The sequence below is a fragment of the Nonomuraea sp. B208 genome (genome assembly GCF_057536035.1).
The window spans coordinates 113,899-135,669 of the sequence record NZ_BAAJOU010000003.1; the positions used below are offsets into that span (position 1 = coordinate 113,899).

19 protein-coding genes are annotated in these 21,771 nt (G+C 73.3%); 9 read left to right on the plus strand and 10 right to left on the minus strand.

Translation table 11 applies throughout. From position 1 onward, the window contains the following. Positions 1–11 precede the first annotated feature (11 nt). Complete coding sequence (locus tag AC27IY_RS01830) at positions 12–857, plus strand: aldo/keto reductase (RefSeq protein WP_487176912.1); 846 nt, start codon at positions 12–14, stop codon at positions 855–857. Positions 858–907: 50 nt separating this feature from the next. On the opposite strand, the gene AC27IY_RS01835 is transcribed toward AC27IY_RS01830, so the two are convergent. Then, the gene (locus tag AC27IY_RS01835; protein WP_487176913.1) at positions 908–2,845 is read right to left on the minus strand and encodes a glycosyl hydrolase family 18 protein; all 1,938 of its coding nucleotides are present in this window, start codon (positions 2,843–2,845) and stop codon (positions 908–910) included. 160 nt (positions 2,846–3,005) lie between these two features. Between AC27IY_RS01835 and AC27IY_RS01840 the strand changes: the two genes are divergently transcribed. Further along, on the plus strand, positions 3,006–3,413 hold the full coding sequence (locus AC27IY_RS01840; RefSeq protein ID WP_487176914.1) for a RidA family protein: 408 nt from the start codon (positions 3,006–3,008) through the stop codon (positions 3,411–3,413). 48 nt (positions 3,414–3,461) lie between these two features. Here the strand turns inward: AC27IY_RS01840 and AC27IY_RS01845 are convergent, their stop codons facing one another. From AC27IY_RS01845 to AC27IY_RS01865, 5 genes are read right to left on the minus strand one after another with little or no spacing between them, the layout of a single operon-like run. Continuing rightward, positions 3,462–6,260, minus strand: coding sequence for a DUF5682 family protein (locus tag AC27IY_RS01845; RefSeq protein ID WP_487176915.1), 2,799 nt, complete (start codon positions 6,258–6,260; stop codon positions 3,462–3,464). Between the two features lie 56 nt (positions 6,261–6,316). Beyond that, positions 6,317–7,432 carry an ATP-binding protein gene (locus tag AC27IY_RS01850; protein WP_344204645.1) on the minus strand — a complete coding sequence of 372 codons (1,116 nt, stop codon included), beginning with the start codon at positions 7,430–7,432 and terminating at the stop codon, positions 6,317–6,319. An 11-nt stretch (positions 7,433–7,443) separates the two neighbouring features. Beyond that, the gene (locus AC27IY_RS01855) at positions 7,444–8,763 is read right to left on the minus strand and encodes a VWA domain-containing protein (protein WP_371249320.1); all 1,320 of its coding nucleotides are present in this window, start codon (positions 8,761–8,763) and stop codon (positions 7,444–7,446) included. After that, positions 8,760–10,244: a hypothetical protein gene (locus AC27IY_RS01860; protein ID WP_487176916.1), complete on the minus strand. Its 1,485-nt coding sequence runs from the start codon at positions 10,242–10,244 to the stop codon at positions 8,760–8,762. Before AC27IY_RS01860 ends, AC27IY_RS01855 begins: the two co-directional genes overlap by 4 nt. Before the next feature lie 31 nt (positions 10,245–10,275). Beyond that, positions 10,276–10,764 carry a hypothetical protein gene (locus AC27IY_RS01865; RefSeq protein ID WP_487176917.1) on the minus strand — a complete coding sequence of 163 codons (489 nt, stop codon included), beginning with the start codon at positions 10,762–10,764 and terminating at the stop codon, positions 10,276–10,278. A 207-nt stretch (positions 10,765–10,971) separates the two neighbouring features. Between AC27IY_RS01865 and AC27IY_RS01870 the strand changes: the two genes are divergently transcribed. Continuing rightward, positions 10,972–11,595 carry a GntR family transcriptional regulator gene (locus AC27IY_RS01870; RefSeq protein WP_423473109.1) on the plus strand — a complete coding sequence of 208 codons (624 nt, stop codon included), beginning with the start codon at positions 10,972–10,974 and terminating at the stop codon, positions 11,593–11,595. On the opposite strand, the gene AC27IY_RS01875 is transcribed toward AC27IY_RS01870, so the two are convergent. Beyond that, a complete protein-coding gene (locus tag AC27IY_RS01875; protein ID WP_487176918.1) occupies positions 11,567–12,568 on the minus strand; it encodes an NAD(P)-dependent oxidoreductase in 1,002 nt (333 codons plus the stop codon). The two genes, AC27IY_RS01870 and AC27IY_RS01875, sit on opposite strands and share 29 nt — an antisense overlap. Positions 12,569–12,696: 128 nt before the next feature. On the opposite strand from AC27IY_RS01875, the gene AC27IY_RS01880 reads away from it, so the two are divergent. Genes AC27IY_RS01880 through AC27IY_RS01895 form a run of 4 tightly spaced genes read left to right on the plus strand, consistent with a single transcriptional unit; the run spans position 12,697 to position 16,175 of the window. Beyond that, a complete protein-coding gene (locus tag AC27IY_RS01880; protein ID WP_344204637.1) occupies positions 12,697–13,416 on the plus strand; it encodes a PIG-L deacetylase family protein in 720 nt (239 codons plus the stop codon). 11 nt (positions 13,417–13,427) lie between these two features. After that, a complete protein-coding gene (locus AC27IY_RS01885; RefSeq protein WP_487176919.1) occupies positions 13,428–14,135 on the plus strand; it encodes a 4-carboxy-4-hydroxy-2-oxoadipate aldolase/oxaloacetate decarboxylase in 708 nt (235 codons plus the stop codon). Then, positions 14,128–15,222, plus strand: coding sequence for a 4-oxalomesaconate tautomerase (locus tag AC27IY_RS01890; RefSeq protein WP_487176920.1), 1,095 nt, complete (start codon positions 14,128–14,130; stop codon positions 15,220–15,222). Before AC27IY_RS01885 ends, AC27IY_RS01890 begins: the two co-directional genes overlap by 8 nt. Continuing rightward, positions 15,219–16,175: a catechol 2,3-dioxygenase gene (locus AC27IY_RS01895; protein ID WP_423445054.1), complete on the plus strand. Its 957-nt coding sequence runs from the start codon at positions 15,219–15,221 to the stop codon at positions 16,173–16,175. The genes AC27IY_RS01890 and AC27IY_RS01895 overlap by 4 nt, the downstream gene beginning before the upstream one ends. Before the next feature lie 19 nt (positions 16,176–16,194). Here AC27IY_RS01895 and AC27IY_RS01900 read toward each other — a convergent pair whose 3' ends face one another. The 3 genes from AC27IY_RS01900 to AC27IY_RS01910 all read right to left on the minus strand — a co-directional run bounded on the left by AC27IY_RS01900 (position 16,195) and on the right by AC27IY_RS01910 (position 19,533). Then, on the minus strand, positions 16,195–17,628 hold the full coding sequence (locus AC27IY_RS01900) for a PepSY-associated TM helix domain-containing protein (protein WP_423445053.1): 1,434 nt from the start codon (positions 17,626–17,628) through the stop codon (positions 16,195–16,197). A 244-nt stretch (positions 17,629–17,872) separates the two neighbouring features. After that, complete coding sequence (locus tag AC27IY_RS01905) at positions 17,873–18,490, minus strand: MFS transporter (protein WP_487176921.1); 618 nt, start codon at positions 18,488–18,490, stop codon at positions 17,873–17,875. 65 nt (positions 18,491–18,555) lie between these two features. Then, entirely contained in the window at positions 18,556–19,533 is a 978-nt protein-coding gene (locus AC27IY_RS01910) for a polysaccharide deacetylase family protein (RefSeq protein ID WP_487176922.1), read from the minus strand. A 200-nt stretch (positions 19,534–19,733) separates the two neighbouring features. Here AC27IY_RS01910 and AC27IY_RS01915 point away from each other — a divergent pair, with 200 nt between their 5' ends. Both AC27IY_RS01915 and AC27IY_RS01920 read left to right on the plus strand, forming a co-directional pair. Next, positions 19,734–20,387: a hypothetical protein gene (locus tag AC27IY_RS01915; RefSeq protein ID WP_423445051.1), complete on the plus strand. Its 654-nt coding sequence runs from the start codon at positions 19,734–19,736 to the stop codon at positions 20,385–20,387. Between the two features lie 141 nt (positions 20,388–20,528). Further along, positions 20,529–21,722 carry a L,D-transpeptidase gene (locus tag AC27IY_RS01920; protein ID WP_487176923.1) on the plus strand — a complete coding sequence of 398 codons (1,194 nt, stop codon included), beginning with the start codon at positions 20,529–20,531 and terminating at the stop codon, positions 21,720–21,722. The last annotated feature ends 49 nt before the right edge of the window (positions 21,723–21,771 follow it).

Sequence of the window (21,771 nt, forward strand, 5' to 3'; positions counted from 1 at the left end):
GAAGATTGGGGATGTCTCTGTTGCATCACGGAACGTTGACCATCGGTGGCCGGACCGTGCACCGCCTGGGATTCGGCGCGATGAGCCTCACCGGCCCCGGCGTGTGGGGGCCGCCCGAGGACCGCGAGGCGTGCGTCCGCGTGCTGCGCCGGGCCGTCGAGCTGGGTGCCGACTTCATCGACACCGCCGACTCCTACGGCCCCTACGTCAATGAGGAGATCATCCGCGAGGCGCTGCACCCGTACCCGGAGCACGTGACGATCGCCACCAAGGCCGGGTTCGTGCGCACCGGGCCGGGGGAGTGGCATCCCGTGGGGCGTCCGGCGTACCTGCGGCAGGAGGTCGAGATGAGCCTGCGCCGGCTCGGCGTGGACCGGCTCGACCTGCTCCAGCTCCACCGCGTCGACCCCGAGGTGCCCCTGGAGGACCAGGTCGGCGAGCTCAAGGCGCTCCGCGACGAGGGCAAGATCGCCGCGATCGGGCTGTCGGAGGTCACCGTCGCGCAACTGGAGCAGGCCCGGCGGGTCGTGGAGATCGCGAGCGTCCAGAACCGCTACAACCTCACCCTGCGGGCCTCGGAGGACGTGCTCGGCCACTGTGAGGCGCAGGGCCTCGCCTTCATCGCCTACACCCCCATCGCCAAGGGCCGGCTGGCCGCGCCGGGCGGGCCCGTGGACCACGTGGCCCGCGCCCTCGGGGCCACGCCCGCCCAGGTCAGCCTGGCCTGGCTGCTGGCCCGCTCCCCGGCCCTCGTCGCGATCCCGGGCACCTCGTCCCTCGATCACCTGGAGGAGAACATGGGCGCCGCGGCCGTGTCGCTCACTCCCGAGCAGGTGGCCGAGCTGTCGGCGGCCTGACATGCGGAGACCGGCCCGCCGGGTGCGGCGGGCCGGTCTCGCGGGTCGGATCAGCCGAGGCCGTTCCTCATGGCCGTGAGGAGTTCGGCGTTCGAGGTGTCACCGCTGAGCTCCCAGAAGAACGCGCCGCCGAGGCCCTGGTTCTTCGAGTAGCTCATCTTGCCGCCGATCGTGGCCGGCGTGTCGTAGCTCCACCACTGGTTGCCGCAGTAGGCGTAGGCGGTGCCGGCGACCGTGCCGGTGGACGGGCAGCGGGTCTTGAGCACCTTGTAGTCCTCGATGCCCTGCTCGTACGTGCCCGGCGCCGGGCCCGTGGCGGTGCCGCCCGGCGCGGCCTGCGTGACGCCGGTCCAGCCGCGGCCGTAGAAGCCGATGCCGAGCAGCAGCTTGCTCGACGGCACGCCCTTGCTCTTGAGCTTCTGGATCGCGGCGTCGGAGTAGAAGCCGGCCGTCGGGATGCCGGAGTAGGAGGTGAGCGGGGAGTGCGGGGCCGTCGGGCCCTGCGCGGCGAAGGCGCCGAAGTAGTCGTAGGTCATGACGTTGTACCAGTCGACGTACTGGGCGGCGCCGCCGTAGTCGGCCGCGTCGATCTTGCCGCCGTTCGTGCCGTCGGCGGTGATGGCCGCGGTGACCAGGTTGCCGGAGCCGAAGCGCGAGCGCAGCGCCGACATGAGGTTCCTGAACGCCGCCGGGCCGCTGCTGTCACAGGTGAGGCCGCAGGCGTTCGGGTACTCCCAGTCGATGTCGATGCCGTCGAAGACGTCCGCCCAGCGCGGGTCCTCCACCAGCTTGTAGCAGGAGTCGGCGAACGCGGCCGGGTTCTGCGCGGCCTGGGCGAAGCCGCCGGACCAGGTCCAGCCGCCGAAGGAGAACAGCACCTTCAGGTTCGGGTACTTCTTCTTCAGCTTGCGGAGCTGGTTGAAGCTGCCGCGCAGCGCGCCGGCGTCCCAGGTGTCGGCGACGCCGTCCACGCTCTCGCCCGCCTGGTAGAAGCGGTCGTAGTCGGCGTAGCTGTCGCCGATCGCGCACTGGCCGTTCGTCACGTTGCCGAAGGCGTAGTTGATGTGCGTCAGCTTGGCCGCCGAGCCGCTGGTGTCGATGTTCTTGACGTGGTAGCCGCGCTGGTAGACGCCCCACTGGACGAAGTAGCCGAGCACCTTGTTCCCGCCGCCTCCGTTGCCGTTCGAGGTGGTGGCGGTGACGGCGGCGCTGGCGGCGCTGCGGTTGCCGGCGGCGTCGCGGGCGCGGACGGTGTAGGTGTAGGCGGTGCTCGCGGCGAGACCCGTGTCGGTGTAGGTGGTGCCGGTGACCGTGGTGACGAGGGTGCTGCCGCGGTAGACCTCGTAGCCGGTGACGGCGACGTTGTCGGTGGAGGCGTTCCAGGCGAGCGAGACGCTGTTGCTGGTGACGCCGGTGGAGCGGAGGTTGCCGGGCACCGAGGGCGCGCTGGTGTCCGTGCCGCCGCCGTTCGAGGTGGTGGCGGTGACGGCGGCGCTGGCGGCGCTGCGGTTGCCGGCGGCGTCGCGGGCGCGGACGGTGTAGGTGTAGGCGGTGCTCGCGGTCAGGCCGGTGTCGGTGTAGGTGGTGCCGGTGACCGTGGTGACGAGGGTGCTGCCTCGGTAGACCTCGTAGCCGGTGACGGCGACGTTGTCGGTGGAGGCGTTCCAGGCGAGCGAGACGCTGTTGCTGGTGACGCCGGTCGAGCGGAGGTTGCCGGGCACGGACGGCGCGGTCGTGTCGGTGCCGCCGCCGGTGGAGACCTTCCAGAGGGCGGGGACGTTCGGCGGCTCCCAGCCGGGCTGGGAGGTGTGGCCCTGGAGACAGACGTAGTCGACGCCGTTGTAGGTGACGACCGCGCCGGTGGCGTAGGCGGTCCACGGGGCCCATGCGGCGGCCATGACCATGCCGTAGGCGGCGGGCGGCGCCACGGCGACGGAGGTGAGCGGCAGCGCGAGCGCGGCCAGGCAGGCGAGGATCTTGTTTCTCATGTCGCTCCGACATCCGTTGGGGGGCTTGTTGGGGGGTGGGATGCCAGGAAACTATTAGGAAAGTTTCCTTTTAGTTGTGAGACGACCGTAACCTCAAGCTGCGGAGGGCGTCAATAATTCGCGCGCGAAAATCCCGGCGGGGCCAGTAGGGTCTGGCCGCATGACGCAAGCTGTCCGATTGATCCGGGATGTTGGTCTTGCTCCCGCCGAGTACGCGTACGCCGCTGTCGCCGACGTGCCCGTGCGCGCCGTCTGGGCGGCCGGGGCCTGCCCGCTCGACGCCCACGGCGCGACCGTCTGCCCGGGTGACGTCGCCGGGCAGACCCACCAGGTGATGCGCAACCTCGCCGACGCGCTCGCCGCCGTCGGCGCCACCCTCACCGACCTCGTCAAGACCACCGTGTACGTGGCCTCGACCGACCGCTCCGACCTGGTGACCGCCTGGAAGGTCTACCGCGAGCACATGAACGGCCACGACGTGCCCAGCACGCTCCTCGGCGTGACGGTGCTCGGCTACTCCGACCAGCTCGTCGAGGTCGAGGCCACCGCAGTCCTCCCCCTCCCGTAGCCGCCCGCCCCGCCCGCCCCGCCCGGCATCCCGGGCGGGGCGGCACGTTCAGCCGAGGAGGGCGGCCAGCGCCTGGGCCGGCTCCGGGTGAGCGGCCACGAGGAGGGCCGCCGGGGACGCGGGCGCGGAGACCGCCTCGTGCCAGACGGGCTCGCAGCCGAGCAGGACCGCCACCGCGTCGCAGGCCGTACGGTGGGCCGACAGCAGCTCGGCGGCCGGACCCGCGGGCGCGGCGGCCGGCCGGGACACGGCCCCGGCGGCAGGGGCCGGACGCGGCGACCAGGGCGGAGTCCAGGAGTCGACCTCGGCCAGCGAGCCGGGGAACGTACGGCCCGCCTCGCGCACCAGGGCCGGCATCAGCTCCGCGGCCTCGGTGCGCAGCGTCGTGATCAGCTTCGGCAGCCACGGCAGCAGCACCGGGTCGGGCAGCCGCCCGAACGCCTTGGAGATCACCTCCACCACGAACCCCGACAGCGCCGGCACCGGCTCCATGGCCTGCACGAACCCCATGATGTACTGCGGGAACGACGGCACCACCAGCGGGTTGCCCAGCAGCTCCTCGCACCGCTCCCGCAGCTCGGCCACGGTCAGCAGCCCCAGCTGGGTGCGCGCCGCCCACAGCAGCGCCACCTTGGCCGGCGCCTCGGGATGCGACTGCCGCACCGCCAGTTCGAGCTGCGCCCGGTCGCAGCCCAGCGCCAGCGCCAGGCTCTCCATCGAGAACAGGAACCCGAGCATCGCCCCCACCTGCCGCACGCCGGTGTCGTCGTCGACGAACGCCGTCGGCAGCAGCGTGCAGTAGTGGGCGTAGCCGGCGGTGGCGAACTCCTCGCACCAGGCGGGCAGCACCGGCTCGTTCGCCCGGTAGTAGGCCAGCAGCCGACGGATGCGGCTCAGCACCTCGGGCGCGTCGTCCGCGCTCCGCTCGGCGGACAGCAGCTCCACCGCCCGCGCCCCCAGCTCGTCGGCGAAGCGCCGGCTGCCGAGGTAGAGCACGGCGTCCTCGACCGCCGCCAGCGCGACCGCCGCCGTCGCCTCCGGAGCCCAGACCCGCCGCCGCAGCCGCTGCTCCAGCACCTGCTCGACGGTCACGCCGTCGTAGCCGAGCTCGATGAGCGAGCGCTGGTGCTTGCCGAGCGCGAGGTCCCAGCTCTCCTGGATCGAACGCTCACCGAGCCGCCGCTCGCCCATGATGGGACGTACGGCCTCGGGCGGCAGCAGGTAGCGCAGCATCCACAGCAGGTCGGAGCAGGGCCGGAGGTCGGGATCGGCGTGCAGGTCGAGCAGGGCCCGCTGGATCGTCCGCTTCTCCAGGTCGAGCCCGAGCGGGGCGAGACGGTCGAGGACGTTCCTGGCCAGCGGCGGCAGGGCGTCGTAGCCGACCGCGCCGACCCGGTCGCTGCCGAGCAGGATCTCGCACAGCCGGGCCACGTCCCTGCGGCCGGGCACGACGTCCTTCTCGATGCAGGTGACGGCCGCGTCCTGGAAGTCGTACGGGGTGGGCCGGGCCCGGCCGCGCATCCCGGCCAGCAGGATCGAGGTCTCGAACACCGCGATCGCGTCCGCCGTGCTGGCGAGGTAGCCGTTGCGGCGGGCCAGCCGGACGATGTCCACGCACCAGCCGAGCAGCTCGGCCTCGTCGAGCGCGTCGAGCACGGGCGGCCGGGACAGGAACCCGGTGAGCCGGTCGGCGGGGGCCGGATCGACGGCGGGGGCCGGCGCGGCCTTGCGTGCCGCCTGCTTGCCGGTGCTCTTCTGCCCCGCGAGCCGGTACGGCGTCAGCCTGTCGCGCTTGACCGCCTTCGCCCACGTCGCCGCCGCGATCGACACCGACCCCGAGGCCAGCCCGAACTGCGCCTCGATGGCCGAGTGGCTGGAGGGGATGAGCCCGTACAGCCAGGTCGTGCCGGTGCGCGGGGTGATCGCGAAGGGGGCGGTGGAGCGCACGCCGAACTGCTCGACGTCGCTGGCGGCGTGGAAGGCGCCGCACACGTACAGGCAGTCGGCGGGGTCGGCCCCGGTGGCGGCGAGGTGCTCGCGCATCCTCGTCCACATGTAGCGCTCGCGGTCCTCGTCGGCCGCCAGCCGGGCCGGGTCGCGGCTCAGCCGGCGGAACAGGCTGCCGATCAGCGTCATCACCTGGCGGTAGGTGTCGTGGTCGGCGCCGGACAGGGGCTGCTCGACGTACTGGTCCCACCACTCCGACCAGTGGCGCACCTTGCCGTGGTGCAGCAGGTGCTCCTCCAGCTCGGCGAAGCGCGGGCGCAGGTCGCCGATCTCGACGCCGATCGCGTCGCCGTGCAGCCCGGCCTCCTCGCCCTGGGGGCGGGCGTGCTCGCCCTCGGGCGCGTCCTCCTTCGCGGCCCACTGGAAGACGTGGTCGGTGGAGCGGTCGACCAGCACCAGCTCCACGCCGGGGGTCTCCAGCGCGTACGCGATCGCCTGGTATTCGGCCGACGCCTCGGTGATCGGCGCCACCACGCTGAGCGGCGCCCACTCCTGGGGGAACCCGTCGAGGTGCGTGGCGAACGCCTGCACCGCCACCGGCAGCCGGCAGTTGCGCAGCTCGGTGAGCAGCGGCTGAAGGTCCTCGCACAGCTCCAGGTAGATGACCTTCGGCTGCTTGTCGCGCAGCCTGCGCACCATCGCCAGCGCCGAGGCCGGCGAATGGTGGCAGACCGGGAAGATCTCCAGCTCCTCGCGCAGCGCCCGGTCCACGTCGTCGACCATGCCGGTGAGGACCGCCGAGACGGCGTCGCCGCCGAACTCGCGCGCGGCCTGCGCGAGCTGGTCCCTGAGCGGGCCGAACGCGCCCGCGGGGTCGTCGCGTTCCACGGGCCCGCTCATGTCAGGCCCGCTCATGTCAGGCCCGCTCATGTCGGGCCCGCTCAAGACAGCCCCGCTCAAGACAGTGTCGCGATGGCGTCGCGACCGCCCTCGAGGAACTCCTGCCACGGCCCGCCGTCCTTCTTGCCGCGCGGCTCCACCACGCCGTGCAGGTACTTGTTGAGTATCGCGAGGTCCTCGGGGCTGCGCCGGGCCAGCGAGCCGACCAGCGACCCGGCGAGCGTCTGGGCGCGCAGCACCCGGTCGCCGAAGAAGTGGCTGTGCAGGATGGCGTCCTCCAGCACGCCGATCTGCTCGGCCGTGGACAGCGCCGACTCCAGCCGCTCGTCGTCGCTGGTGGCCGAGGCGGCCGCCGAGCGCAGGTCGGCGAAGCTCTGCAGCAGGATGTCGAGCAGCGTCGGCGGCAGGTCGAGCTCGATCCGGTGCCGCCGCAGCAGCTCTTCGGTACGGAAGCGGACGATCTCCGCCTCGCTGTTCTTGTTGGTCACGACCGGGATGCGCACGAAGTTGAAGCGGCGCTTCAGCGCGGACGACAGGTCGTTGACGCCCCGGTCGCGGCTGTTGGCCGTGGCGATGATGGAGAAGCCGGGCTGGGCGAAGACGATGTTGTCGTCGTCCAGCTCGGGGATGGAGACGTACTTCTCCGACAGGATCGAGATCAGCGCGTCCTGGACGTCGCTGGTCGAACGGGTCAGCTCCTCGAAGCGGCCGATGACGCCGCGCTCCATGGCCGTCATGATCGGCGAGGGGATCATCGACTGGCGCGACTGGCCCTTGGCGATGACCATGGACACGTTCCACGAGTACTTGATGTGGTCCTCGGTCGTGCCGGCGGTGCCCTGGACCACGAGCGTGGAGTTGCGGCAGATCGCCGCGGACAGCAGCTCGGCCAGCCAGCTCTTGCCGGTGCCCGGGTCGCCGATCAGCAGCAGGCCCCGGTCGGAGGCGAGCGTCACGATGCTGCGCTCGACGAAGCTGCGGTCGCCGAACCACTTCTGCGGGATCTCGCGGTCGAGCCCGTCGGCGCGCTCGGAGCCGAGGATGAACAGCCGGATCATCTTGGGGCTGAGCCGCCACGAGAACGGCTTGGGGTTGTCGTCGACGGACTCCAGGTAGTCGAGCTCGTCGGCGTACTTGACCTCTGCGGGGGCGCGCAGCATGTCGTCACTCATCAGGGGGTCTCCTAGGTGAGGAAGTTCTTGAGCTCGAAGACGAGCTTGCGGATGTGGCCGGAGAGCACGGGGGTGCCCATGTCCTTGAGCTTCTGGCGGTACCACGGGTCCACGCTCTGGTGGCCGGAGCTGTTGACCGAGCCCACGGGGATGAACTTCACCCCGGAGCGGTGGATGGCCTCGAAGTCGGTGATCAGTGAGCGGTTGTCGTAGAAGTCGCTGATCCACACCATGACGGTGTTGCGCGGATCGGCGATCTTGGGGCGGGCCAGCGCCATCGCGACCGTGCCGTCGGTGCCGCCGCCGAGCGTGGTGCGCAGCAGCACCTCGAACGGGTCGGCCACCCACGGGGTCAGGTCGAGGGCCCGGGTGTCGTACGCGACGAGGTGCACGTCCACCTTGGGCAGCCCGGCGAAGATGGAGGCGAGGATCGTGCAGTTGACCATCGCGTCCACCATCGAGCCCGACTGGTCGACGACCACGATCATCCGGGCCGGGGTGGTGCGGCGCGCGGTGTGCTTGTAGAAGAGCCGGTCCACGTAGAGCCGCTGGTCCTCGGGGCTCCAGTTGGTGAGGTTCTTCCAGATGGTCCGGTCGAGGTCCAGGTTGCGGAAGACCCGCTTCGGCGGCACCGACCGGTCGATGACGCCCACGCTGGTCTTCTCGACCTGGGTGCGCAGCACCTGGGCGACCTCGTCCACGAACCTGCGGATCAGCGCCTTGGCGTTGGCCAGCGCCACGCCCGACAGGTTGTGCTTGTCACGCAGCAGCTGCTCGATGAGCGACATGCTCGGCGTGAGCTGCCGCGCCAGGTTGGGGTCGGCCAGCACCTCGCGCAGGCGCATGCGCTTGACCAGGTCGCCCTCGATCATGGCGAGCACGGCGGCCACCTCGTCGTCGCCTGGGCTGTGGCCCCGCCCGCCGGACTCGGTGCCCCGGCCCTTGCTCAGCCAGCCGGCGTCCCGCTTCCAGCGTTCGAGCTGCTGGGCCGTCACGTTGCCCGAGCCGGTGCAGAAGACGTTGAGCAGCAGCTTGGAGACCAGCGCGGCGCGGCGGACCTCGCCGCCCGCCTCGTGCTCCTTGTCGGACAGCAGGTCGTCGAGCTCGTCGGCGAGCGCGGGGTGGCGCTGGACCAGGGTGTCGACCGAGACGCCCGGGTCGAGCAGCGCGGGCGGCAGGCCGAGGTCCTCGACGACGGCCAGGCTGGACCTCTCCAGCGCGGGCTGCTCGTCGGCGCCGAACAGCCGCGACATGAGCCGCCAGTAGAGCACCTGACGGCGGGTCTCGTCGGGGTGGACCCCCGCGTCGCCGTTCTCGTTCTTCTCCGTCATTTGCGCAGCAACCGTCCCGCCCGCTCGCGCAGCACCGCCACCGCGTCGCCGGCCTTGGCCTCGGCCTTGACCACCTTGGGGTCGGTGGGGCCGAGCGCCCAGTCGCCGGTGTGCGCGGTGACCGGCTTCTTCTTCACCGTGGCCTGGACGGCGAGCGGCTGCAGCAGCCACCGCCCGTCCCAGCGCACCAGGCCGAGGCAGGCCGACGAGGCCGCCACCAGCTCGGGCGTCAGCGGGGTGCCGGTCGGCAGCCGGTCGAGGTCGAGCTCGATCCTGCTGCCGCCGAGCTCCAGCGTGCCGCCGTCGACCTTGTAGCCCTCGACCAGCACCGGCTCGGCGATGCGCACCGGGTGGCGGTCGAGCGGCGGGACTGGCGCCGCCTGCGCCGCGCCGAGCAGCACGCGGGCGGTGGTGAACGGGTCGGCCTCCTCGCCCGTGGCGGCCCGGTCGTCGTGCCACACCAGGTCGCCGCCGGGCAGCAGCGGCATGTCCGTGAGGTCGAGCGCGCGGTGCCCGGCGAGCGCGCCGAGCAGCACCGGATGGCCGGACATGAGCCGCCACACGGCCGGGCCGACGATCGTGTCGACCTTGGCGGCGGCGACCCCGGTGCGCACCAGCCGCGCCGGGCCGCCGCCGGCGGGCTCCAGGATGCCGTGCACCTGGACGCGGACCACGGTGGCGTGCTCGTGCACGTCGGCGCCGAGGATCAGCAGCCGGCCCGACACGGGCTCAGCGCCGCCGTGCCAGGGGCCGGACCGGGAGAGGAGCACGCCCCTCGTCCACAGGTCGCCCCAGCGGCGGGCGGGCAGCCGGTCCATCGTGCCCACCGGGCAGGACGCGCGCAGCTCCGCCGCCAGTCCGTCGAGCAGCACCGCGAGTCCGCGCAGCGCGGGCACCGCGAGCAGCGCCTCGATCGCCTGGTCGGACGGGGCGACCACGTCGTGGTCGACGCCGCGCCAGCCGGCGATGGCCAGCTCACGCAGCCACGCCCGGCAGCCGGCCAGCAGGTTGGCGGGAATCTCCGCGCCGGTCGCAGGGGCGGCGCCGGAAGGCGCGGCGCCGGTCGCTGAAGCTGGGTCGGGGGACGTTGCGCCGGCCGCTGGAGCGGAGCCGGGAGGCACGGCGCCGGTCGCCGACGCGGCCTCCCAGGGGGCGCGGGCGCGGCTGAGGGCGGTGTCGAGCCTCGCCATCAGGGCGTCGTGCACCGCGCCGGTCAGGGCGGCACGCGCGCCGGCCAGCACCGCCAGGTGCTCGTCGCCGATGGAGCCCGCGATCACCTTGTCCACGGCCTCGATGGCCCGTTCGCCGAGCGGCCCGCCGGCCATCGCGCCCGCCAGGGCGGCCAGCGCCGCCGCCGGCTCCTCGCCGATCCTGGCGAAGCCGTGCGCGAGCGCGCCGTCGAACCCGGCCACCAGGCCGAGCGCCTCGTCCACGCCGTCCGGCCCGGCCGCGGTCAGCTCACCGAGCTGTAGGTCGAGCATCAGCCGCTCACCTCGTTCGTCAGCAGGTCGTTCATCGGCGCACCGCTCCCATCGCGGGGAACCAGTGCAGCTCGGCCAGCGGCTCCGTGCTGTCGGGGACCTCCAGGTAGGCCAGGTGGCGCAGGAACCGGCTGAACACGACGGCCGCCGGCGTGCGCTCGACCGGCCCGTCGAGGTTCAGCCCGGTCGCGGGGTCCGCCTCCACCCGCAGGTAGCGGGCCACCCGATCGAGGCCGTACTGCAGGATCGCCTCGTCGGCCAGCAGGCGTACGTGCTTGCAGGCGTAGCCGTGCAGGGCCCCGCAGGGCCGGTTGTTGTTGGTGCTGCAGCTCATCGCCAGGCTGCCGGCGGTGATGGAGGAGACGTAGACCCGCTCGATGTCGGATCCGCTCGACACGACCCCCTGGAGCCGGCCGTCGGCCAGCTCGACGAAGGGCACCTTGGCCAGCTTGCGCGGCTCGACGGGCGCGACCACCCGCACCACGCTGCGCTGCTCCCACGCGGTTCTGTCCGCGTCCACGGCGTCGTAACCTCCTGCCTCGCCGGTCGCGGGGCAGGCGGGAGTGCCCGCTCCTGCGCGAACGGCTTGATCAACTGATCCGGGAACCTATCGGAGGCGACCGACAGTCCGGGAATGAAATGATCGAAAGCGGTACGACGCCTGTGGGCGGGTGATTGTCGATAATATTGTCTGCCTGGGTGCACGCAGACGGCGGGAGGAGGTTCGTTGAGCGAGACGCTGACCGACCGCGTCCGGGCGGTCATACTCGGCGGGGACTTCGTGCCCAACCAGCGCCTCATCGAGGCCGACGTGTGCGAGCAGTTCGGGGCGAGCCGGGCGGCCGTGCGTGAGACGTTCAAGGAGCTGGCGTCCGAGGGCCTGGTCGAGATCATGCGCAACAAGGGCGCCAGGGTCCGGGCGATCTCCAAGGCCGAGGCCGTCGAGATCACCGAGGTCCGCATGGTGCTGGAGGGGCTGGCCGCGTACAAGGCCGCCGAGCGGGTGACGCCGGAGCAGGCCGCCGGGCTGCGGGCGATCGTCGCCGACATGCGGGCCGCCGTGGAGGCCAACGACCTCGACCGCTACTCCGAGCTCAACGTCGCCCTGCACGCCGGGATCCGCGAGATCGCCGGGCACCGCACCGCGGCGGCGATCATCGAACGGCTGGGGGCGCAGGTGGTGCGGCACAAGTTCCGCCTGGCCCGGCAGCCGGGACGGGCGGCCGTGTCGCTGCCGCAGCACGAGCTGATCGTGGCGGCCATCGTCGCGCGTGACCCCGAGGCCGCGCAGACGAGCATGCAGCAACACCTGCGCAGCGTGGTCAAGGCCCTGGAGTCGAGTCCGGACTGATCGTCCCCGGCTCCGGGGACCGGTCGCCGCGGGGGAGGGGCGGGAGGCCGGTCTCGGTGACCCTGCGCAGGGTGGCGGCCGTGGCGGCGGTCATCGTGGGCGGGACGCGCAGCTCCTCCAGCATGCGGGTGGCCGCGTCCATCTCGTGCACCCGCCGTACGGCGTGCTGCCCGGCGCCCTCCAGCAGACGCCGTACGAAGCGTTCGTCGGCGCTCGTCACCGTCTCCACCAGGTGCTCCCAGAACCACTCGGCCAGCCCGGCGGCCTCGGCGGCGGCCCGCGCCTCGATGGCGAGCGCGCTCAGGCCCTTCACCAGCACGCTGCGCAGCAGCTTGCGGGCGGCGGCGTCGCCGGGGTCGCCGCCGATCGGGGTCACGTCCATGCCGTGGGCGCGGCCGAAGGCGGCGAAGCGCTCGGCGCCCGCGCCGCTGGCCAGGATCGGCGTGGCCAGGCCGCGCAGCGGTACGGGCGCCATGATGGCCCCGTCCACGGCGACCGCGCCGACCGCCTCCGCCAGGGCGGCGATCTCGCGTTTGTCGCGTGGAGCGGCGGTCGACAGGTCGGCGTAGAGCGCGCCGGGCTTGAGGTGCGGGGCTGACTCCGCACAGGCGGCCAGGCTGTCGGCCCCGGTGGTTACGGCGATCACGACCTCGGCCCCACACACGGCCTCCGCATTACTGCCCACGAGCCCAACGGCGAGCCCTCCCACGGGCTCAACGGCGAGTCCTCCTGCGAGCCCTTCCGCCGGTCCTCCTGCGAGTCCTTCCGCCGGTCCTCCTGCGGGTCCTTCCATGGGCTCTCCCACCGGCCCTTCCGCAGGCCCTTCCGCAGGCCCTCCCGCAGGCTCTCCCGCTGGACGACCCGGCGGGTACGCCGGGTCGTACACGCGCAGCCGTACCAGCGGGCCGAGGCCGGTGGCGAGAGCGCGGCCGGCCTCGCCGTGGCCGAGCAATGCCACCAGAGGTCTCTCCATGGGCTCCCGATCCTTCCATCGTTGACAATATTGTCGATTCCTTGCTGCCTCAGAGGGTATCGGCCCTCAGCGCGCAATTGGTGACGAAAGTGTTGACAATCTGCCGAACCCGCTCATAGCGTCGGGACGTGACTCTTCTGGTGATCAGCGCCCACGCGGGCGACTTCGTCTGGCGCGCCGGCGGCGCCATCGCGCTGGCCGCGCACCGCGGCGGCCGGGCCAAGGTGGTCTGCCTCAGCTACGGCGAACGCGGCGAGTCCGCCAAGGCGTGGCGCGCCGGTCACACCCTCGACGAGATCAAGGCCATCCGCCGGGAGGAGGCCGAGCACGCCGCCGCCGCGCTGGGCGCCGAGATCGAGTTCCTCGACGCGGGCGACTACCCGCTGGTGGAGACGCCGGAACTGGTGGACCGGCTGGTGCGCGTCCACCGCGAGACCGAGCCCGACGTGGTCCTCACGCACCCGCTCGCCGACCCGTACAACGGCGACCACCCGGCGGCGGCCCGCATGGCGCTCCAGGCCCGCGTGCTGGCCCAGGCGATCGGCTACGACGCCCCCGGCGAGCCGCTCGGCGCGCCCCCGGTGTTCTTCTTCGAGCCGCACCAGCCCGAGCAGTGCGACTTCAAGCCCGACGTGCTGCTCGACATCACCCCCGTGTTCGAGGCCAAGCGCAAGGCCATGGAGTGCCTGCCGGCCCAGCAGCACATGTGGGACTACTACACCGACCTCGCGGTACGCCGCGGCGTGCAGCTCAAGCGCAACGCCGGCCCCAACCTGGGGCTGTCCCACGACACCAGGGCCGAGGCGTTCATGCGGCTCTACCCGCAGGTGACGGACCAACTGGCATGAGGCACCCTCGCATGAGGAACGTCGTCGTCACCGGCATCCCGCGCCCCGACCTGGCCCGCGTCGACGTCCTGGCCGCGTACGGCGTCGCCACCGTCCACGAGGCCATCGGCCGCACCGGCTACCTCGGCCCCCGCCTGCGCCCCGCCTGGCCAGGGGCGCGCGTCGGCGGCAGCGCCGTCACCGCGATCTGCCGGCCCGGCGACAACCTGATGATCCACGTCGCGGTCGAGCAGTGCCGCGAAGGCGACCTGCTGGTGGTCGCCACGACCTCGCCGTGCACGGACGGGATGTTCGGCGAATTGTTCGCCACGGCCCTGCGGCACCGCGGCGTGCGCGGCGTGGTGATCGACGCCGGCGTACGGGACGTCGCCGAGCTGCGGGCCATGGGCTTCCCCGCCTGGAGCGCGGCCGTCAGCGCGCAGGGCACCGTCAAGGCCACACCTGGCGCCGTCAACGTGCCGGTCGCCATCGGCGGCCAGATCATCCGGCCCGGCGACGTGATCCTCGCCGACGACGACGGCGTGCTCGTCGTGCCGCGCGGCGACCTGGAGCGCGGCATCGCCGCCGCCGAGGCGCGGGCCGCGAAGGAGGCCGCCACGCGGGAGGCGTTCATGAAGGGCGAGCTGGGCCTCGACCGGTACGGGCTGCGCGAGCGGCTGCCGGACCTCGGCGTCGTCTACCTGACCGCCGACGAGTACGCCAGGGACCACGGTGCCTGACGCCGGCGTGCGCTGCATGCTGATGCGCGGCGGCACCTCCAAGGGCGCGTACTTCCTCGCCGGCGACCTGCCCGCCGACCCCGGCGAGCGGGACGAGCTGCTGCTGCGCGTCCTCGGCAGCCCCGACCCGCGCCAGATCGACGGCATCGGCGGCGCCCACCCGCTGACCAGCAAGGTCGCCGTGGTGTCCCGGTCCGCCGACCCCGCCGCCGACCTCGACTACCTGTTCCTCCAGGTGGCCGTGGACGAGCCGGCCGTCACCGGCACGCAGAACTGCGGCAACCTGCTCGCCGGCGTCGGCCCGTTCGCCGTGGAGCGCGGGCTGATCCGGGCGGGCGGCGAGCACACCGAGACCCGCATCCGCCTGGTCAACACCGGCGGCCTCGCCACCGCCCGCTTCCCGACCCCCGGCGGCCGGGTCGACTACCGCGGCGGCACCGCCATCTCGGGCGTGCCCGGCACGGCGGCGGCCGTGGTGCTCGGCTTCGCGGGCACCGCCGGCTCCAGCACCGGCAGCCTGCTGCCCACCGGCAACCAGCGGGACGTCATCGACGGCATCGAGGTCACCTGCGTCGACAACGGCATGCCGGTCGTCGTGGCGGCGGCGGCCGATCTCGGCCTCACCGGCTACGAGCCGTACGAGGAGCTGGCCGCCGACGCCGCGCTCGCCGGGCGGGTGCAGGCGCTGCGCCTGCGCGCGGGGGAGCTGATGGGGCTCGGGGACGTCACCGGCGCGTCCGTGCCGAAGACCACGCTCGTCGCGCCGCCCCGCGACGGGGGCGCGCTGTGCACGCGCACGTTCATCCCCGTCCGCCCGCACACCTCGATCGGCGTGCTCGGCGCGGTAAGCGTCGTGACGGCCGCGCTGCTGCCGTACGGCGTGGCCCGCCGCTTCGCCCGGCTGCCCGGCGGGCCGCGCGTGGCCGTCGAGCACCCGACCGGGCACCTGGAGGTCGAGGTGGAGCTCGACCTCACCACCGACCCGCCGGCCGCCGTGCGCGCCGCGAACGTACGCACCGCCCGCAAGCTCTTCGACGGGACGGTCTTCCCCCGCCCGCGACCGGACGAAGGACCGACGACCCGATGAACGCCCTGCTGCACGACGTCGCCCACCTCGCCTACGCCGAGCTGCTCACGCCCGAGCCCGAGCGGAGCCTGTGGTTCTTCACCGAGATCCTCGGCATGACCCGCGCCGGCGAGGACGGCGACTCCGTCTACCTGCGCACCTACGACGACTACGAGCACCACAGCCTCAAGCTGACCGCCCACCGCACCTCCGGCCTGCGCGCCACCGGCCTGCGCGCGAGCAGTCAGGAGGCGCTGGAGCGCCGGATCGCGGCGATCAAGGACTCCGGGCTCGGCATCGGCTGGCGCGACGGCGACGCCGGGCGCGGCCCGACGTACGCCTTCCGCGACCCCGACGGGCACGAGCTGCACCTGTACTGGGAGTCGGAGTGGTACGAGGCCCCCGAGGAGCTGCGCCCGGCGCTGAAGAACCAGCCGCAGGCGTTCCCCGGCCACGGCGTGGGCGTGCGCCGCCTCGACCACGTCAACTTCCTGGCCGCCGAGGCCGCCGCGAACGGCGCCTTCGTCCGCGACGTGCTCGGTGCCCGGGTCACCGAGCAGATCATGCTCGACAGCGGCCGCATCGCGGCGCAGTGGCTGCACTTCGGCAACAAGTCGTACGACCTGGTCTTCACCGACGACTGGTCGGGCTCCTCGGGACGGCTGCACCACATCGCGTTCGCCACCAACGGCCGCGAGGACATCCTGCGCGCCGCCGACATCTGCCTGGAGCGGGGCGTCCACATCGAGACCGGCCCGCACAAGCACGCCATTCAGCAGACGTTCTTCCTCTACGTGTACGAACCCGGCGGCAACCGCATCGAGCTGTGCAACCCGCTCACCCGGCTCGTCCTGGCCCCCGACTGGCGCGTGGTGACCTGGACGGAGGCCGAGCGCGCCAAGGGCCAGGCGTGGGGGCTGAAGACCATCGAGTCCTTCCACACGCACGGCACGCCGCCCGTCGAGCCCAGCTGACGGGCGGCGCCTGGGGATCTCAGCCCACGAACCTGGCCACCGCCGGGATGCGCCGCAGCACCAGCCGGTCGAGCAGCAGCACCGCCGCCATCGTGACCCCGGCCAGCGGGAACACCAGCCCGAGCACCGCCATGATGGCGATCACCCCGTACGCGCTGCGCCGGTCCGTCGGCCGCGCGGGCGCACCGGCGCGGCCCCGGGGGCGGCGCTTCCACCACATCAGCGCGCCGGTCACCACGAGCGTGATCAGCGCCAGGCAGGCGGCCAGCATGACGGCCAGGTTGGCGGGCCCGTACCTGCGGCCCTCGTGCAGCGCGATGCCCTGCTCGACGAGCTTGGCGACGGTGCCGTACTCGGCCCAGCCGTACGACGTCAGCACCTTGCCCGTGTACTGGTCCACGTGGAGCGTACGGGCGTCCGACGGGTCGCGGCGCGGCTCGGCCACGACCGTGTAGACGCCGGTCGGGCCGTCCGGCAGCAGCACCTTGACGTCGCACTCGGCGCACGAGGCGACCGAGGGCCCGGCGGCGGCCAGCGCGGCCTCCACCGGCAGCGCGCCGGGCTGCAGCACCCCGCCGCCGCCCCCGTGCCCGGCGTGCTCGCCGCCGGAGCTCGGCACGGGCAGCCGCTCGGCCGCCCACGGCACCTTCGCGTCCGGGTTCCCGGACAGCTCGCCGGACAGCGGCGGCGTCGAGGTGCTCGGGAAGTCAGCGGCGCTCGGCGCGGTCGAGCCCGTCCGCTCCTGGACGCGCTGCAGCCCGTCGCCCCACACGCCGGACCACGGCAGCCCGGACATGACCAGGAACACCACGACCGCGCCCGCGCCGACGCCGACCAGCACGTGCAGGCGGAGCAGCCGGCCGCGGGCCGACCGCGACGCCCTGCTCCTGGTCCTGCGGCCGGTCCACCACAGGTACGTGCCCGAGGCCACGAGGATCAGCGCCCAGCACGCGGCCACCTCCACCACCCGGTCGCCCACGGTGCCGGACATCAGCTCGCCGTGGATCGTCCGCACCACCCGCATGAACGTGGCCGCGTCGTCGATCTGCCCGACGACCTCGCCCGTCCCGGGATGGACGTAGACCGAGACGCCCTGCGCGAACGGACCGCTGTCCGCGCCCTGCAGGATGACCCGGGTGGTGCGGTCAGGGGACGCGGGCGGGATGACGGACATCACCGGCGCGCCGGGACGCGCCCGCTGGGCGGCGGCGATCTGCTCCGACAGCGGGCGCGGCGCGGCCACCGGCTGCGCGAGCTCCCGTACGTCCTGGTAGCGCCACGCCTCGAACGGCTCCTTGAACAGGTAGATCGAGCCCGTGACGGCGAGCACGAGCAGCACGGGGGCGACGAACAGGCCCGCGTAGAAGTGCCACCGCCAGACGGCGCGGTAACGCTGGGACGAGGTGGCGGGAGGGGCGGTGGCGCTGACGGGGCGGGCCTCGACTGAGGTCATGGGGGGACTCCGTTCCTTACGGAGGGGTTCCTCGCCCGGAGGCTCCTCGCGGGAGGTTTCGCGCGCGGAGAGCTTCCTGAGGCGAAGGGGTGGGGGCGCGCGGCCGGCCTGCGCGCACGGCGGTTCCTCACGGGGGCGCGCGGGCAGGGCGGCGTGGCGGGTCCGTGCCGGGTCTCCGGGCACGGCGGAGCGGCCGCGCGGCGTCGACCTGCCGCGCGAGCTGCGGAAACGGAAAAGGGCTACGTCAGCGCCGGACGGGCGGTCCCCGGCGGCACATCGCCCCCGACAGGACCTGCGGCTGCCGGACGGCGACCGCAGCGGGCACGACCGGGCGGGCCGCGCCGGTCTCCGGGAGCGGGGCGCGGGCGGTCAGGCCGCGCCAGAAGCCGCGCACCGCGCGGGCCAGCAGCGTCAGGAACATCCCCAGCGCCGTCTCGCCCCGGTGCAGCCACCAGGCGGACAGCGCCGCGACGACCACGTGCGCGACCAGCATGCCGAGCCCCGTGGAAAGCTCGCCGCCGCCGTGCTCGTGTGCGTGATGGGAGGAGGCGGGCGCGGCGGCGCCCAGGCCGAAGAGGCGATGCATGCCGTACTGGGCGGCGAAGGCGGCCACGACCAGCGTCCCGAGCGAGCGCCTGCGGCGGGCGAGGAGGAAGGCTCCCGCTCCGGTCGCGGCGGTGGCGGCGGCGAGCAGCCCAGGGCCGACGCCGGAGCCGCCGGCCAGCGTGTGCAGGCCGAGCGCGGCGTACACGCAGACGACGGCGAACACCATCGAGCGGGGGCCGCGCAGGCCGGCCCGGCCGGCCTGCGCGCCGTCCCTGCTGTCGGTGCCGCCGAAGCGTCCTTCCTGCTCGGGTTTCACACGCGACCACCGCTCACACCGACAGATACGGGGGCGTGTCAGGAAAAGTTCAGACAGATCCGGGTTCAGCTCCGGTGCGGCGCGTCCCCCTCGTAGACCAGGCGCGGCGGCCGGCCGTCGAACAACTGGCTCACGGTGACGAACGTGTACCCCTTCCCGGACAACGCCTTCAGCACCCGGGGGATGGCCCGGACGGTCGTCCGGTGGATGTCGTGGAACAGGATGACGCTGCCTGGCCTGGCCGACCTGATCGCCACCCTGGCGACCCGGGCGCTGTCGCGGTGCAGCCAGTCGAGGGTGTCCACGCTCCACAGCACGAGCGGACGCTTGATCCTGACGCGGAGGGCGTCGTCGAAGGCCCCGTACGGCGGCCGGACGAGCGCCGGCACGAAGCCCGCGGCGGCCTTGATCGCCTCGTCGGCGCGGGCCAGCTCGGAGCGTACGCCGGCGGCGGACAGCTTCGTCAGGTCCTGGTGCGACCAGGTGTGGCTGCCGATCTCGTGCCCGGCCGCGGCGGCGCGGCGCAGCACGGAGGGGTAGGCGGCGACGTTCTGGCCGACGACGAAGAACGTGGCGTGCGCCTGGTGGGCGGCGAGGTGGCGCAGCAGCGTGTCGGTGTACGGGCCGGGGCCGTCGTCGAAGGTCAGCGCCACGCACTTGACCTGCCGGCAGTCGACCGACCGCCTCGTGCCCTCCGCCGCGACGGCCGCCCCCGCCCCGGAGCTCGCGGTGGGGCTCGGGGCGGGGTGCTGGGTGGGGTGTGGGGTGGCGCTCGGGGTAGTGCCAGTGCCCAGGGCGGGGCTCGGGCCGGCGCTGCCGGCCGGGCCCACGGCGGCGCTGCCGGCCGGGCCCACGGCGGTGCTGCCGGCCGGGCCCACGGCGGTGCTTTGCGCCGGGGCCACGCCGGTGCTCCCGGCCGGGGCCGGGGCGGTGGCTTGGATCGTTCCCGCGTCCAGTCGCTGGTGGACTGTCGCGCACATCGCGGCGGCCATGGCCACCGTGGCGGCCACCCGCGCCGTCCCCCGCCTCGCACCCGTGCTCATCCGATCCCCCGCTCGCCGGCCCCGCCCGCCGGGACCATCCCCGATCGGTTGGACATCCGCCACTCGCACCTGGTTCGCGGTGAACCGTTCTCCCCGATGCCACACTTCCCTTCTCCTGCGGTCAGACCGACGACGGCGACCGGCCCCGGCACGGCGCGGAAACTTGATCCGGCGATCCGGGGCCGAGGATCATGCGGGGAATGGACTACTACCTGATCTCCACCTCGGCACATGACCGGTCCCTGGCGGGAGTCCTCGTGGAGGAGTTCGTCCTCTGCGAGGACTTCACCGCGGCCGGCATCGACAGCGCCGAGTGGGGATCGGAGACCGGGGAGTGGCTGGCCGCGCCGGAGGTCAGCAGGCTCATCCGCTCCGACGGCGCGCTCCGCGCCCGGGTACGGCCGGCCGGCCGGCGCACGGCGCGGGAGGCGTACGCGCGGCTCGGCGGGGGAGAGCTGCCCGAGGAGGAGGAGCTGCGGGAGCATTTCCGGCGCCGCCAGCCGCTGCCCACCACGGCCCCGCTCCGGCTGAGCTCGGGGGAGGCCGGGGACCGCCGCTACCGCATCCTGTTCGCCGGCGAGCTGGGCGCGGACGGGCTCGCGGCCGCGCAGGCGGCGCTCCGGCTGGAGCCCACGAACGATCCGCGGGTGGTCGGCAAGGCGTCCGTCAGCACGGGCGGGCACGGCTTCACGTGGGAGCTGCGCCGCATCGGGTCGGGGATCGCCTGGTGCGTGGACGTGACCGCCCGGCTCGGCGGCGGCTCCCTGGCCACGCTGGAGGCGCTGCTGAACTACCACCGGCAGGCCGTGCGCCGGCAGGGCCTGATCCCGGTCACGGTGGAGCGCTTCGCCTGAGCGCCGCCAAGGGCATGAACCACGTCGTCCCGGTGTCCGTATTGTCGGTCGTGAGGCCGTGATCCGCATGCCCGCCGTCATCGGGGGAAGAGGCGGTGGCTCACACGCGCGACTGTCCGCTCTCCTCAGGCGGGAGGCATCATGCGGAACGGCACGACGATCACCGGCGCCCTCGCCGCGGCGCTGCTCCTGGCCGCCGGCTGCACGTCAGCCGGCGGGATCGGCGGTGAGACGCGGCCGGGCGGCGCGGGCACGCCGGCGGAGCGAGGCCCGGTGGCCGGGCTGGCGATCACGCCCGCCGACGGCACCACGAAGGTCCCGCCGGACACGGGCGTCGCCGTCAAGGTGGCGCAGGGCAAGCTCACCGGCGTGAGCGTCGCCGACGCGAAGGGCCGCCAAGTGCGCGGTACGCTCGCCGCCGACGGCACCTGGCGCCCCCGGTGGCCGTTACGGCCCTCGGCCCGCTACACCGTGAGCGCCGAGGCCACGGGCGCCGACGGCAAGCCGGTCACGGCGACGGCCACATTCACCACCCTCAAGCCGAAGCGGGTGCTGGAGAGCGGCATGTCGCCGCTGGACGGCGAGAAGGTCGGCGTCGGGATGCCCGTGCAGCTCCTGCTGTCGCGGCCGGTGACCGCGAAGGCGGATCGGGCGCGGATCGAGCGGGCGCTCGAGTTGCGCATGTCGGAGCCGGTCGAGGGCGCGTGGAGCTGGGTGAGCGAGCGCGAGGTGCAGTTCAGGCCGCGCGAGTACTGGCCGGTGGGGGAGAAGGTCACGGTCGTGGCGCATCTGGCGGGGCTGCGCGCGGGCGAGGACGTGTGGGGCACGAAGGACCGCGAGCTGAGCTTCACGGTCGGCCCCTCGCACATCACGAAGGTCAGCGCGAGCACGCACCGCGCCGTGGTGCGGGACGGCGGCAAGGTCGTCAGGACGATCCCGGTCAGCCTCGGCAAGCCCGGCGACGACAGCTACTCCGGCGTCATGATCGCGCAGGAGAAGGCCGCCACGACCATCATGGACTCCGCGACCGTCGGCAAGCCGGGCGAATACCGCATCCGTACCAAGTGGAACGTCCGCATGACCTACAGCGGCACCTTCTTCCACGCCGCCCCGTGGTCCACGGGCGCGCAGGGCAGCCGCAACGTCAGCCACGGCTGCGTCAACGCCAGCCCGGAGGACGCGCGCTGGTTCTACGAGTTCACCCAGCGCGGCGACGTCATCGAGGTCACCGGGACCTCCAGGAAGCTGCGCTTCGGCAACGGCCCGACGCCGTGGGCCAAGGCGTGGGAGGACTGGCTGGCCGGCAGCGCGCTCGGCAAGCCGGTCAGCGGGTAGGACGACGATGAGCGGAAGGGGAAGCGAGGTGGTCCTGATGAGCGGGGAC

Coding starts and splice junctions, on each gene's coding strand:
- AC27IY_RS01845 (WP_487176915.1), bottom strand. CDS start 6,260: ATGAGCGGGCCCGTGGAACGCGACGACCCCGCGGGCGCGTTCGGCCCG.
- AC27IY_RS01860 (WP_487176916.1), bottom strand. CDS start 10,244: ATGCTCGACCTACAGCTCGGTGAGCTGACCGCGGCCGGGCCGGACGGC.
- AC27IY_RS01835 (WP_487176913.1), bottom strand. CDS start 2,845: ATGAGAAACAAGATCCTCGCCTGCCTGGCCGCGCTCGCGCTGCCGCTC.
- AC27IY_RS01840 (WP_487176914.1), top strand. CDS start 3,006: ATGACGCAAGCTGTCCGATTGATCCGGGATGTTGGTCTTGCTCCCGCC.
- AC27IY_RS01915 (WP_423445051.1), top strand. CDS start 19,734: ATGGACTACTACCTGATCTCCACCTCGGCACATGACCGGTCCCTGGCG.
- AC27IY_RS01850 (WP_344204645.1), bottom strand. CDS start 7,432: ATGAGTGACGACATGCTGCGCGCCCCCGCAGAGGTCAAGTACGCCGAC.
- AC27IY_RS01855 (WP_371249320.1), bottom strand. CDS start 8,763: ATGACGGAGAAGAACGAGAACGGCGACGCGGGGGTCCACCCCGACGAG.
- AC27IY_RS01895 (WP_423445054.1), top strand. CDS start 15,219: ATGAACGCCCTGCTGCACGACGTCGCCCACCTCGCCTACGCCGAGCTG.
- AC27IY_RS01885 (WP_487176919.1), top strand. CDS start 13,428: ATGAGGAACGTCGTCGTCACCGGCATCCCGCGCCCCGACCTGGCCCGC.
- AC27IY_RS01910 (WP_487176922.1), bottom strand. CDS start 19,533: ATGAGCACGGGTGCGAGGCGGGGGACGGCGCGGGTGGCCGCCACGGTG.
- AC27IY_RS01830 (WP_487176912.1), top strand. CDS start 12: ATGTCTCTGTTGCATCACGGAACGTTGACCATCGGTGGCCGGACCGTG.
- AC27IY_RS01875 (WP_487176918.1), bottom strand. CDS start 12,568: ATGGAGAGACCTCTGGTGGCATTGCTCGGCCACGGCGAGGCCGGCCGC.
- AC27IY_RS01900 (WP_423445053.1), bottom strand. CDS start 17,628: ATGACCTCAGTCGAGGCCCGCCCCGTCAGCGCCACCGCCCCTCCCGCC.
- AC27IY_RS01920 (WP_487176923.1), top strand. CDS start 20,529: ATGCGGAACGGCACGACGATCACCGGCGCCCTCGCCGCGGCGCTGCTC.